Below are 13,055 nucleotides of genomic sequence, written 5' to 3'. Positions count from 1 at the left end.
TGACCAGCGTTGATGCATTAAGTTGTTATTTTTCAACCATATGTAGAATGGCGCAGCGCGTGACCGTCGGTGACCTCTTCGCGCAGCCGATCCCGCACGGCCTGCACCGAGGAGTAGGTGGAAACGCAATAGGGCACCAGAAAGGTCATCACGCATTTCAACCATCCCACGGCGTCCATCTGTCCGGTGGCCATCCGGTCACCATGGTTGATCAGTGCAATCACCACCCCGACAATCAGCGCAATGCGCCCGGCCCGCATCACGGTCTTGCGCGCAAGGGCAATGGACCAGAAGGAGGGGAGAGGAACGGTGGCTTGGATCATGGTCTTGATCTGGACCACTCGGTCTCCAAGCGCAAGCGCGCAGACGGGCAGCACACGGTGACGTGACAGGACGCGAGGGGAAACATCTGGAGCGGGTAACGGGAATCGAACCCGTAACTAAAGCTTGGGAAGCTGCCGTGATACCTTTTCACCATACCCGCGCCAGGGCGTCTGGTTAGGCGAGGGCCGGGCAGGCGTCAAGAGGGTTTGCGCGCCTCAAACAGGTGGATGCAGGCCGGGATGCGCAAACCCTCCGGCCCGTCGAACGGCGCGAACCGCGCGGCGATTGCGTCCCGGACGGCGGCGCGGTCCTGATCGCTTGCGTCAAAGTATTTCAGGGCACTGTCAGCCGGTCCAATGTCACAACACAAAGCAGCGGCTTCCTCGACGGTGCCTGTCGGGGTCAGGTCCATGTACAAGGTTTCGACCGCGGGCGCGGCCATGCCAGCGGCCTGCATCATGGCGACTACGCGGTCGGCATCTTCAAAGGCAAAGGGGCCGGGCAGGGTGCGGTCCACTTTGGGCATCGGTCCAAGCACGGCGCGGGCGGCCGATGCAGGTTCCATGAACCACGGATTGTCCGGCGCAGGTCCCCACGCGGCCATGACCACATGCCCGCCGGGTGCCAGTGTCGCCCAGAGGTTGGCAAAGGCCGCGACCGTATCATCAAAGAACATCACACCAAAGCGCGACAGGATCGCGTCGAACGGCGTCTCAAACTGATGCGATTGCACATCGGCGAGGGTCAGCGTGACCTGTGGCAGGTGCCCGAGCTGATCGCGGGCCTGTTGCAACATCGTTTGCGAGATATCGGCGCCGGTGACGTGACCTGTGGCGCCCACGGCGTCTGCGATGCGCGCTACGCTGTCCCCGGTGCCGCACCCCACATCCAGCACGCGCGCGCCCGCGATCAGGGCGGCGCGTGTCATCACCGCGTCCAGCACCGGCCCCAGCAGGGCATCCATTTCCGCCTGCAGCGCAACCCAGCGGGGCCCGGCCGCCGATGTCCAGAATTCCTGTTGGTCTGCGTTGGTCATGGTGTACCCCGGCTCAGGATGGTGGAGATCAGGCCTGAGGGGCAGCATCGCGGATCGCCATCGCGGTACAGATACTGGATCAGCAGCGCGCCCTGCGGATGCGTTTGCACTTCTTTGATGCCATTGCCCGGCAAAACGAATGTGTCGCCGAGGGTGGGACCGGTCGGTGTGGGTGTGACGATCCGGTATTCCAGACCGCTGGCGTTGCCGCCCGCAGCACTGGCATAGACAGTCTGGACCAGCAGATCCGTCGGCGGCACCCCGTCCCAGTCCACGGGCCATGTGCTGATCCCGTCGATGATCAGCCCCGGTTGCGCCAGTGCGGCGCGCAAGGGCGCGTCGCCCGTGCCCTGCGGGATCACGGATTGCGCGGCCAGCGGTGTGCCGAGCAGGCCAAGGATCAGCGCAACCGCCTTCATGCGCGCCGTCTGCGCCTGCGCCCACCATCCTCACCGCCGCCGGTGTTGAAGCTGACATCGGGCAGGTCCACGATACTGCGCAGGATCGGGAACGGATCGGCCGAATTGGGCAGCGCGGAGGCATTCACGAAATGCTCTTGAAAGCGCGGCTCGATGGCCGTTTCCACCTTGTGAATGCGGCGCACCGTCTCTTCGATCTCGCCGCGCGCCTCACGATTGAGCAGCGCGATGCGCGCTCCGGTGCCCGCCGCGTTGCCTGCGGACGTGACCTTGTCCAGCGGCGCATCCGGGATCATGCCCAGCACCATGGCGTGTTTGGGGGAGATATGCGCGCCAAAGGCACCGGCGAGAACCACGCGGTCCACGTCATCCACACCGAACTTGTCCATGAGCAGGCGCGCCCCGGAATAGAGCGCGGCCTTGGCCATTTGAATGGCGCGGATGTCGGGGTTGGTGATGGTAATGCGCGGCCCACCGGTCGCCGATCCGTCGTGCAGCACGTAGGCTTGGGTGCGCCCGTCCGGCACGCAGCGTTCGGTGCCCGTCTGCGCCGCCGAACCGATGAGGCCCGAGGCGTCCAGCAAACCGGCCAGACGCATCTCGGCAATCGCCTCGATGATGCCCGACCCGCAGATGCCGGTGATCCCGGATCCCGCTGCGGCCTCGGCAAAGCCGTCCTCGTCGGACCACAGATCGACCCCGATGATGCGGAACCGCGGCTCCTTTGTGACGGGGTCGATCTCGACCCGTTCGATGGCACCGGGTGCCGCGCGTTGCCCGGCGGTGATCTGCGCGCCTTCAAACGCAGGCCCGGTGGGCGAAGAGCAGGCCAGGACCTTTTCACGATTGCCCAGCAGGATTTCGGCATTGGTGCCCACATCGACCACCAGCACCAGGTCGTCGGACTTGTCCGGGGCCTCGCTCAGCGCAACGGCGGCCGCATCAGCGCCCACATGCCCCGCGATACACGGCAGCAGGTACACGCGCGCCGATGGGTGGATGTTCAGGTCCAGATCATCCGCCCGCAGCCGCAGCGCGTCGGATGTGGCCAGTGCAAAGGGCGCTTGCCCCAGTTCAAACGGATCAATGCCGAGCAACAGGTGGTGCATGACCGGATTGCAGACAAAGACCGCATCCACCACGAGCGTCTTGTCGATATGCGCCTCGATCGCGATCTGTGTCATCAGGGCGTTCAGGCCCTCGCGCACGGCCGTTGTCATCTCACCGGCGCCGCCCGGGTTCATCATGCCATAGCTCACGCGGCTCATCAGGTCCTCGCCAAAGCGGATCTGCGGGTTCATGAGACCGGAAGAGGCGACAACTTCGCCAGTGGACAGGTCGCACAGATGCGCGGCAATCGTGGTGGAGCCGAGGTCCACGGCGAGGCCATAGACCGTCCCGTCATAGTATCCCGGCCAGACATGCATGATGCGCGGCGCGTTTTCATCATCGCCCAGATGCACGGCGACCGTGACCTTCCAATCGCCCTTGCGCAGGGCCGGTTGCAGCTCTTGCAGGATGTGCAGATCGGCGTGGATGTTGGTCACCCCCCAATCGGCTTCGATCGCGGCCACCAACCGTTCCAGATCACCGGACGGGTCGTGCATGTCAGGTTCGCGCACCTCGACATAGAAAAGCTTGGTGGACGGGTTCATGGTGATGTCGCGCGTCTCGGCGCGTTTGCGCACGACTTGCTTGTGGACCTGGCTTTCGGGGGGCACGTCGATTACCACGTCGCCCTGCACCGTGGCCTGGCACCCCAGACGCCGTCCCGCGATCAGCCCGCGCTTGGATTTGTAGCGTTCCTCAACCTTGTTCCATGCCGACAGCGCGTCGTCCGCCACCGTGACACCGTGTTTGGGAAATTCCCCAAAGCTCGGCGTGATCTGGCATTTCGAGCAGATGCCGCGCCCGCCGCAGACGCTGTCGAGGTCGACACCCAACTGTCGCGCGGCCGTCAGTATCGGCGTCCCGACCGGAAAATGCCCGCGCTTGCCGGAGGGTGTGAAGACTACAAGTGGATCGGTGCTCATGGATCGCCTCTTTGCTTGTGCGGCCTAGCATAGGTGTCTGCGGACAAAGGAAAAGTCAAAGCACGACACGTGACCACCGATGCGCGTCAGTTCATTGCGCGGACCCGTTGAAATCGACCCTCCGGGGGGAGTTTACTTGGCGAGATGAAGACCACGATCCATCTTCATCTCGCAAGAAAAACTCCCCCCGGAGGGCCGCGCTCAACCGGTCCGTGCGTGGAAAATAAAGCCCAGCAGGTTCATCAGGACCTGAGCCGCGAGGATGGCTGTGCTGCCGGTTGGATCGTAGTCGGGTGCGACCTCGACCAGATCAATGCCGACGATGTCATGATCCCGTGCAGCGGCCTGCAGCATTTCCAGCACGTCGTAGTACAGAAAACCGCCATGGCTTGGTGTGCCGGTCCCGGGGGCGATGGAGGGGCAGAACGCGTCGATGTCGATCGTGATATAGAGCCGCGCGCCCTTGGGTATGCGGTCGATCACCCGTTGCGGACCAAGCGCGCGGGCCTGGCGCACCGACAGGATGTCAGAGCCCATGGCGCGGGCGTCTTCATAGCCTTCCTTGGCTGTCGAGCTGACATTGCGGATGCCCACTTGGGTCAAACCGGTGACGTGGTCACATTCCGCGGCCCGTCGCATTGGATTGCCGTGCCCGTGGCGCACACCGTGCCGTTCATCCACGAAATCCAGATGCGCGTCGATCTGCAGGATATGAATGGGTCCCTGATCCTCAAAGGCCCGGATACAGGGAATGTTGACCGAATGATCGCCCCCAATGGTGACGGGCAGGGCGCCCGCGGCGAGCGCGGCCCGCACGCCCGTTTCGATGTTGGCGTGGCTGCCTTCGGTGTCTGTGTGGATGATGTCAGCGTCGCCCATATCTACGATGCGCACGCTGTCGGGCAGGTATGTGGCATCGTCTTCATGATCATAGGCGCCTGCATGACCAAAGCTGAACAGCGTCGATGCCTCGCGCACCGCCCGTGGCCCGAACCGTGCGCCGGAGCGCCACTGTGTGCCGGCATCAAATGGCGCGCCCAGGATCGCCACATCCGCCGCCAGCGCAGACCAGTCATCGACATATGGGCGTTTGCCGAATGTGGCGATCCCCACAAAAGGCAGGTTCAGCCGACCGCTCTCGTATCCATGTGCCATGTCCTGTCGCTCCCTTTGCAGTCAAAACATGGTGGTCCCTCTCTTCTCGCAGTGCAAGTCGATCTGGACATAGTTCCGGACCGACCTCAGAATGTGGGCATATTGATTTCATTGGAGCCACCTATGCATTTGATTTACGTATTCCTGCTTTCGGTCTGGTGTGTTGTGCCCGGCGCCGGGCACGCACAATCCGATGATGCGGTGGATGTCACATTTCAGTTGAGCGGAATGGCCCGCGCGACCCGTTGCGGTAACATCGCGGAGGCACGGCCTTGCGTGATCACCACGAATGCCGATACGGGCAATTGCCGCGTCCGTTTTATCGAGATCGTGGCGCAATACACGGTCACCTATTCGGGCCTTGGCCGAAAGGACAGCGCGACACGCAGTCAAGCTTGGACCGGAAACGCGTGCCAGCCAAGTTTTTCGCATAACGCATCCGATGACGTGCGCGGCGGCGATACCGCGATCCGCTACACCTACCGGCTCAGCAATGGTCAGACCGGGACCTTTGACCGCACGATTACCATCCTGGGAAAGAACCCGACGCCCGCGCAGGTGCGCGCAGAAATTGGGCAGCCGGTTTATGAGGCAGCGGTCTTTCGTCTGAACGCCTTTGAACAGTTTGCAGCAGACGGCGCGCCCAAGACGTCGAACCGGTTTGGCGGGTTTGGCGTTGGGGATATCGTCGCGGCAGGGGTTCCGGATCTCTGGAACTGGAAGTCAAACATCGCAGCGCGCAAGGCGATCCTTGATGCCGCATGGGCGGAGGCTGCGGCGTTTCCGGCCACGATGCGGGCGGCGGGCTATGCGGTCCCGGACTTCACCGACGCGCAGCTGGCGCGTCAGGCGCTTTTGTCTTTGCGCGGGCGGTCCTATCACCGGCCTGCGGCGACAGGGGGCTGGGAGGTTGCAGCACCTGCCACCAATTTTGCCGACATCGTGATGGCAATTGCAGCCGATGTGGCGGCGGGCAATCCGCCAGCCGGATGGTGAACCGATTGCCTCTTTCCATTCACAGGCTCTCATGAAATAGGAAACTGCCAAACGAACCCTCCCAAGGAGACCCCCATGGAGATTCGCGAGGCGCTCACCTTTGATGATGTTCTTTTGGTCCCCGGGGCCTCCAATGTGCTGCCGGCCACGGCAGATACGCGCACCCGCGTGACGCGGCGGATCGATTTGAACATCCCCTTGCTCAGTTCCGCAATGGACACCGTGACCGAAGCGCGCATGGCCATTGCATTGGCGCAGGCCGGGGGTATGGGTGTTGTGCACCGCAACCTCGACATCGCCGCGCAAAGCCAGGAAGTGCGCCGCGTCAAACGGTTCGAATCCGGCATCGTCTATAACCCCATTACGCTCACCCCGGACCAGACGCTGGCCGATGCCAAGGTTTTGGCAGAGCGCTATGGGTTCAGCGGCTTTCCCGTGATTGATGAGGAGCGTCGCGTTCTTGGCATTGTCACCAACCGCGACATGCGGTTTGCGGGCCATGATGACACGCCCGTGCGTGTGATGATGACCAGCGATGATCTGGCGATTCTACGCGAACCGGCGGACCGGGACGAAGCGATCAGCCTGATGAAGGCACGGCGCATCGAAAAGCTGCTCGTCACGGATGCGAACGGCAAGCTGACCGGTTTGCTGACGTTGAAGGACACGGAAACGGCCGTGCTCAACCCGACCGCGTGCAAGGACGAGCTTGGCCGGTTGCGCGTCGCGGCAGCCTCGACCGTGGGCGATGCGGGGTTTGAGCGCACCGAAGCGCTTGTGGACGCGGGCGTCGACATGGTGGTGATCGACACCGCACATGGACACTCCGAGGGCGTGGCCGAGGCCGTGCGCCGGGCCAAGGCGTTGTCGAATGAGGTCCAGATCGTCGCCGGGAACGTGGCCACCGCCGAAGCGACGCGGGCGCTGATCGATGCCGGTGCCGATGCGATCAAGGTCGGGATCGGGCCTGGGTCCATCTGCACCACGCGGATGGTGGCGGGTGTGGGTGTGCCACAGCTGACCGCGATCATGGATTGCGCGGCCGCCGCGGGGGACGTGCCGGTCATCGCGGATGGCGGCATCAAATTCTCGGGCGACTTTGCCAAGGCGATTGCCGCTGGTGCCTCTTGCGCGATGGTTGGATCGATGATTGCCGGAACGGATGAAAGCCCCGGCGAGGTTATCCTGTATCAGGGGCGCAGCTTCAAATCCTACCGCGGGATGGGTTCGCTGGGTGCGATGGCACGCGGATCGGCGGATCGGTATTTCCAGAAGGACGCTGCCAGTGACAAGCTGGTGCCCGAAGGCATCGAAGGGCAGGTGCCTTACAAGGGGCCTGCGGGTACGGTCCTGCACCAGCTGGTGGGTGGCCTGCGTGCCGCGATGGGCTATACCGGCTGCGCCACCGTGGATGAGATGCGCAAGAACTGCAAATTCGTCAAGATCACCGGCGCCGGTCTCAAGGAAAGCCACGTGCATGATGTGCAGATTACCCGCGAAGCGCCGAATTACCGTGGTGTGTGAACGGGTTGCGGTCCGACCTGACAGGTCGACGGCATGACGCCGGGCGCGCGGGTTGCCGCCGCCATCGAGATCATCGACCGGATCGTGGACGGCACGCCTGCGGAACAGGCGCTGACACGCTGGGCGCGGGGCAGCCGTTTTGCCGGGTCCAAGGACCGCGCCGCAATCCGCGATCACGTCTTTGACCACCTGCGCCATTGGCGCAGCGATGCGGTGCGCGGTGGTGGCACCTCCGGGCGTGCCCGTATGATCGGCAGGCTGCGCGGCGCAGGCGTTGACCCGTCCACAATGTTTGACGGGCAAGGCCATGCGCCAGCGGCTTTGACCGACGCCGAACGCAGCGCCGGGTCGGTGCCGCAGGAACGCGGGGATGCGGTGGACCTGCCGGATTGGCTCTTGCCGCATTTCGATGTGTCGCTGGGGGGCGATGCGGATGCGGCGGCGCGCGCCTTGCAGGACCGCGCGCCGGTCACGCTGCGCGTGAATACGGCCATCGCGGATGTGGAAACGGTGGCCGGGACGCTGAGCGCCGAGGGTATCGAAACCGTCCCGAACCCGCGTGCCACCACCGCACTGACGGTCAAGACCGGCGCCCGGCGGGTCCGTTTGTCCAACGCTTATGAAACGGGCGCGGTGGAGCTTCAGGATGCCGCCAGTCAGGTCGCCATGGCAGAGGTCACCGGGCAGGGACGTGCTCTGGATTTCTGTGCGGGGGGCGGGGGCAAGGCACTGGCGCTGGCCGCGCGCGGTTGGGATGTGACGGCGCATGATGCCGATGCAGAGCGTATGCGGGATCTGCCAGCGCGTGCGGCGCGCGGGACCCACCGGATCGCCATCTGCACGCCGGATATGGTGCAGGGCCTGACCGAGTTCGACGTTGTCCTGTGCGATGCGCCATGCAGTGGTGCCGGCACCTGGCGCCGCGCGCCGGAGGCCAAGTGGCGGTTGACGCCAAAGCGACTACAGTCGCTGGTGGACCTGCAGGCGGATATTCTGGACACGGCGGTGGATCACGTCGCCCCCGGTGGCGCGCTCTATTATGCCACCTGTTCCATTCTGAACGTCGAGAATTTCCAACAAATCGAACGGTTTGTGGAGCGGCATCCTGCCTGGCGGTGCGATGAGATGTGGCACTGGCCGGTTGACGGGTGGGGCGACGGGTTCTTCATGGCACGACTTTTGCGCGCATAGCAGCATTTGACACAACCTGAAGTTAAGCGATAGCCTGCCGGTCAGATCGCATCCTGCGCTGTGGTTAAGTGGTGATTAACTCTTGGCAGCGCAAAACGGTATCGATGATTCGACCCCTGAGGAGGTGCCACGTGACAGCGCAGGCCAAAGGCTCTCACAGTCTTGTCCGTTTTGCCAGATCCGGTCCCGCGAGGGGGCGCAGCCTGCTGGTTGCGTCCGTGTTGCTTGGGATAATGGGTGTGCTCGCGCCGGAACCGTTGATCCAGATGGGTATGCTCACCGCTGCCGGGACGCTGATGCTGCTTGGCTTGGGACTGACCGCGATCGTGCGGCGCGACCGCTCGCAGCAGGACCGCACGCTGGAGGCGGTGTCAGGCTTTATCGAAAAGGACAGCGCGCCCAGCTTTGTGTGCACCGGCGATGGCGAAGTGATCAAGGCGAACGCCGCCGCGCGCACGCAATATGGCACGCGCCGGGGTGAAACCCTTGCCGGTACGCTGCGGTCGACCTTTGCAAATCCCGGGGGCATCCTGTTCCGGCTCAAGGGCGTGGCCGATGTTGACGGGGCTGCGCGTGAGGACATTGTGACCCGACGCGGTCAGGTGCGGCTCGCGGTGCATCAGATGGGCGAAGACCGGCTTTTGTGGCGGCTGGAACCCGTTGCGGAGACGTCGCGGGGGCAAGACGGCCCGGGCTTGCCGATGATCATGCTGGGGCGGACGGACGCGATCCTCTATATGAACGATGCGGCGCGCGCGCTGACGGGGCACCGGGCCAAGACGCTTGACGCGCTTTTTGACGGGATGCCGGTGGCGCTTGGGTCGGTAAACTCTGTCACCACGCAATCGGGCGGTGTTGATGTTCTGGTCAGTGCCGTGGATGCCGGTGCCGGACGCCGCGCGCTGTACCTGTTGCCGCCACCTGAAACGGCGCAGGGCAATGCATGGCAATGCTTTGAGGATTTGCCCGTGCCGCTGGTCCGGTTTTCCACCGACGGCGAGGTGCAGGAGTTCAATCGCATGGCAGCGTCCCTTGTGGGCAACGGGCTGAAGAAAGGCGCGCTGCTGCACGAATTGATGGAAGGGCTCGGGCGGCCCTTGGGGGATTGGCTGGCCGAAACGGTATCGGGGCGCGCCGTGCAGCAAAGCGAATTCCTGCGGTTGCGACGCACCGACAAGGAGACATTTGTTCAGGTCGCGCTGAACTGCATGAACGATGACGGCAAAGCGTCCGTTTTGGCGGTTCTGTCGGATGCGACCGAATTGAAAACGCTTGAGGCGCAATTTGTGCAAAGCCAGAAGATGCAGGCCATTGGCCAGCTAGCGGGCGGCGTTGCACATGATTTCAACAACTTGCTGACGGCGATTTCCGGGCATTGCGATCTGCTGCTGCTGCGGCACGATCAGGGGGATGCCGATTACGGTGATCTCATGCAGATCAACCAGAACGCCAACCGCGCGGCCGCACTGGTCGGCCAATTGCTTGCGTTTTCGCGCAAACAGACCCTGCGCACCGAAGAGCTGGACCTGCGCGATACGATGGCGGACCTGACGCATTTGCTGAACCGGCTGGTCGGGGAAAAGGTGCGTCTGACCCTGACGCATGATCCGGTGCTCAAGGCGATCCGCGCAGACAAACGGCAGCTGGAACAGGTGTTGATGAACCTGGTCGTGAATGCGCGCGATGCCATGCCGTCGGGGGGCGAGATCAAGATTGAAACCGAATGTGTGACGCTGAATGAACCGCTGGAACGCGACCGTGTTTCGGTGCCGGTGGGCCAATATGTCTGTCTTCGTGTGATTGATGAAGGTGTCGGCATTCCCGCCGACAAGCTCCAGAAGGTGTTCGAGCCGTTTTACACCACGAAACGCACGGGCGAAGGCACGGGCCTCGGCCTGTCGACGGCCTACGGGATTGTGAAACAGACCGGTGGTTTCATTTTTGTCGACAGCCGTGTGGGCAAAGGGACCTGTTTTTCGATCATGTTCCCGGTGCTGGAACGCACCACGCCGAAACCGCTTGTCGAGGCGCCCAAGGCCAAGGCGGCAAGCCCAAAGAACGGTGACGGGGTGATCCTTCTGGTCGAGGATGAGGCACCCGTGCGCGCCTTTGCCAGCCGCGCGCTGCGTCTGCGTGGCTATACCGTGTTGGAGGCCGACAGTGCCGAGGCCGCGTTGAAAACACTGGAAGATGAAAAGCTGAACGTGGATCTTTTCGTGACGGATGTCGTGATGCCGGGCAAAGACGGTCCCAGTTGGGTGCGCGAGGCATTGGAAGACCGGCCAGATGTACGGGTGGTTTTTGTGTCGGGCTATGCGGAGGACAAGTTGAACGAACAACAAGAGCGGATCCCGAACTCCGTTTTTCTACCAAAGCCGTTTTCGCTCAATGATCTTGCCGAAACTGTGCACCGACAGCTGCATTGAGGGGCGCGTTCACGTCGCGGGAATGCTGTCGTAAAGCGCGAATTCTTCTGCAAATTTCCGGCGAAACCGGGCCTCGACGTCTGATGACAACTCTGCCGGGATCGCGGGCGAGACGTTGTGCCGTTCGAGCTGAAAGGTGACGCCAAGGCGCTCGGACAGAAACTGCTGCAACCGCTCCTGCGTCTCATACCGAAACAGGTGGGTCACACCGGTGCCGTTCGGCTGGGTTTCGAGAAACCGTGCCTGACTGCCCACATCGGCAAAACCGGGCTTTTTGCCCTTCATGTAAGCCAGCACGAAGTCGTCAAAGCTGATGCCGTGGGTCGCGTTGGGCTTGTCCTTCATGAATGGCCGCTGCCGATACCGCCACCAGCTGCTGAGCCAGCTGATGGGCTCGCGCATCACTGCCATGATCTCCGGATCGGTGTCGCACACCTTGAGAAACATGGGCCGCATGAACCGGTTGTAGCGATAGACCGGGGCGTGTTTCAGCATCGGCGGTTCTAGGATCACCATATCGGCATACGGCTTCAACGCGTCTTCATAGGCGGTCGTTCCCGTTTTAGGAACCGACAAGAACACCAGATTTGCCTTGTAAAACACCAACATGCCCGCAACCCCGACGTTTCAGATGCCATTTATTCTTCAGCGTAAACTACTCCTTAACCCTCTGCCGCAAAAGGTAGGTACAGAGAATTTTATTGAAATGTTCTCTTTTTGATCTCATAAGGAACGCAAGGAGAACATCGCAGCAGCACGGCACCAATTGCCGCCCCGTCCGGGGTATGACACAAAGGACCAAATCAATGGCGACGGCAGACCTTTTGACCATGACAGACAAGAAATCCGCAGACAAACAAAAGGCGCTGGACAGCGCTTTGGCGCAGATCGAACGGCAGTTCGGCAAAGGCTCCATCATGAAACTGGGCGACGAGGGCGCGGTCCAGGATATCAAGGCAAGCTCTACGGGCAGCCTTGGTCTCGACATCGCGCTTGGCATTGGTGGCCTGCCCATGGGCCGGATTGTTGAGATTTATGGCCCTGAATCTTCTGGTAAAACCACGCTGACCCTGCATTGCGTCGCGGAACAGCAAAAGGCGGGCGGTGTGTGCGCCTTTGTTGATGCCGAGCACGCGCTTGATCCGCAATACGCCAAGAAGCTGGGCGTGAACCTGGATGAGCTGCTGATCTCGCAACCGGACACAGGCGAACAGGCGCTGGAAATCACTGACACGCTGGTGCGGTCGGGGGCGGTCAACATGGTCATCGTCGATTCGGTTGCGGCGCTCACGCCGAAATCCGAGCTGGAAGGCGATATGGGTGACAGCAGCGTGGGCGTGCAGGCCCGCCTGATGAGCCAGGCGATGCGCAAACTGACCGGGTCCATCAGCCGTTCGAACTGCATGGTGATCTTTATCAACCAGATCCGGATGAAGATCGGCGTCATGTTCGGCTCGCCCGAAACCACCACGGGCGGCAACGCGCTCAAGTTCTACTCCTCCGTCCGCCTCGACATCCGCCGAATCGGCGCGCTCAAGGACCGCGACGAGGTGGTGGGCAACGCCACCCGCGTCAAAGTTGTCAAGAACAAGGTCGCGCCACCGTTCAAGCAGGTCGAGTTCGACATCATGTACGGCGAAGGCATTTCGAAAATGGGCGAGCTGCTGGACCTCGGCGTCAAGGCGGGCGTGGTCGAGAAAGCGGGCGCATGGTTCAGCTATGGCGACGAGCGGATTGGGCAGGGGCGTGAAAACGCCAAGACCTTCCTGAAGGAAAACAGCCGCATCGCGCTCGATATCGAAGACAAGATTCGCGCCGCCCACGGGCTCGATTTCGAGATGCCCGAACACGAAAAGGTCGAGGACGACGATATCCTCGAGGCCTGACCGGACGGGCACGGGGGGCTCGGCCCGGAACGCCCCTGGCGCATCAGACGTGGTGCGGACAATAC

11 protein-coding genes and 1 tRNA gene are annotated in these 13,055 nt (G+C 62.5%); 5 read left to right on the top strand and 7 right to left on the bottom strand.

What is annotated here, in order from left to right; genetic code table 11:
• Positions 1-32: 32 nt before the first annotated feature.
• The 6 genes from nrtS to speB all read right to left on the bottom strand — a co-directional run bounded on the left by nrtS (position 33) and on the right by speB (position 4,967).
• Positions 33-323, bottom strand: a complete 291-nt coding sequence (gene nrtS, locus ACERHN_RS19385) for a nitrate/nitrite transporter NrtS (RefSeq protein WP_415920651.1) — start codon at positions 321-323, stop codon at positions 33-35.
• 87 nt (positions 324-410) lie between these two features.
• Positions 411-484: transfer RNA gene (locus ACERHN_RS19380), tRNA-Gly, on the bottom strand.
• Between the two features lie 36 nt (positions 485-520).
• Positions 521-1,360: a class I SAM-dependent methyltransferase gene (locus ACERHN_RS19375; protein ID WP_415920650.1), complete on the bottom strand. Its 840-nt coding sequence runs from the start codon at positions 1,358-1,360 to the stop codon at positions 521-523.
• Complete coding sequence (locus ACERHN_RS19370; protein ID WP_415920649.1) at positions 1,357-1,779, bottom strand: hypothetical protein; 423 nt, start codon at positions 1,777-1,779, stop codon at positions 1,357-1,359. The genes ACERHN_RS19375 and ACERHN_RS19370 overlap by 4 nt, the downstream gene beginning before the upstream one ends.
• A complete protein-coding gene (locus ACERHN_RS19365) occupies positions 1,776-3,812 on the bottom strand; it encodes an ASKHA domain-containing protein (RefSeq protein WP_415920648.1) in 2,037 nt (678 codons plus the stop codon). The genes ACERHN_RS19370 and ACERHN_RS19365 overlap by 4 nt, the downstream gene beginning before the upstream one ends.
• 201 nt (positions 3,813-4,013) lie before the next feature.
• A complete protein-coding gene (gene speB, locus ACERHN_RS19360; protein ID WP_415920647.1) occupies positions 4,014-4,967 on the bottom strand; it encodes an agmatinase in 954 nt (317 codons plus the stop codon).
• Between the two features lie 123 nt (positions 4,968-5,090).
• On the opposite strand from speB, the gene ACERHN_RS19355 reads away from it, so the two are divergent.
• The 4 genes from ACERHN_RS19355 to ACERHN_RS19340 all read left to right on the top strand — a co-directional run bounded on the left by ACERHN_RS19355 (position 5,091) and on the right by ACERHN_RS19340 (position 11,104).
• Positions 5,091-5,963 (top strand): hypothetical protein, encoded by an 873-nt coding sequence (locus tag ACERHN_RS19355; protein WP_415920646.1) that lies wholly within the window; start codon positions 5,091-5,093, stop codon positions 5,961-5,963.
• A gap of 75 nt (positions 5,964-6,038) precedes the next feature.
• Positions 6,039-7,487, top strand: coding sequence for an IMP dehydrogenase (gene guaB / locus ACERHN_RS19350; protein WP_415920645.1), 1,449 nt, complete (start codon positions 6,039-6,041; stop codon positions 7,485-7,487).
• A 33-nt stretch (positions 7,488-7,520) separates the two neighbouring features.
• A complete protein-coding gene (locus ACERHN_RS19345; RefSeq protein ID WP_415920644.1) occupies positions 7,521-8,678 on the top strand; it encodes an RsmB/NOP family class I SAM-dependent RNA methyltransferase in 1,158 nt (385 codons plus the stop codon).
• Positions 8,679-8,911: 233 nt separating this feature from the next.
• Positions 8,912-11,104 carry an ATP-binding protein gene (locus ACERHN_RS19340; RefSeq protein WP_415922774.1) on the top strand — a complete coding sequence of 731 codons (2,193 nt, stop codon included), beginning with the start codon at positions 8,912-8,914 and terminating at the stop codon, positions 11,102-11,104.
• Positions 11,105-11,113: 9 nt separating this feature from the next.
• Here ACERHN_RS19340 and ACERHN_RS19335 read toward each other — a convergent pair whose 3' ends face one another.
• Positions 11,114-11,713 (bottom strand): gamma-glutamyl kinase, encoded by a 600-nt coding sequence (locus tag ACERHN_RS19335; RefSeq protein WP_415920643.1) that lies wholly within the window; start codon positions 11,711-11,713, stop codon positions 11,114-11,116.
• A gap of 197 nt (positions 11,714-11,910) precedes the next feature.
• Between ACERHN_RS19335 and recA the strand changes: the two genes are divergently transcribed.
• A complete protein-coding gene (recA, locus tag ACERHN_RS19330; RefSeq protein WP_415920642.1) occupies positions 11,911-12,990 on the top strand; it encodes a recombinase RecA in 1,080 nt (359 codons plus the stop codon).
• Positions 12,991-13,055: the final 65 nt, after the last annotated feature.

The organism is Tateyamaria rhodophyticola (assembly GCF_047777875.1).
Taxonomy (GTDB): Bacteria; Pseudomonadota; Alphaproteobacteria; order Rhodobacterales; family Rhodobacteraceae; genus Tateyamaria.
Note: the sequence above shows the minus strand (reverse complement) of the source record. Positions and strands in the feature narration are given on the sequence as shown.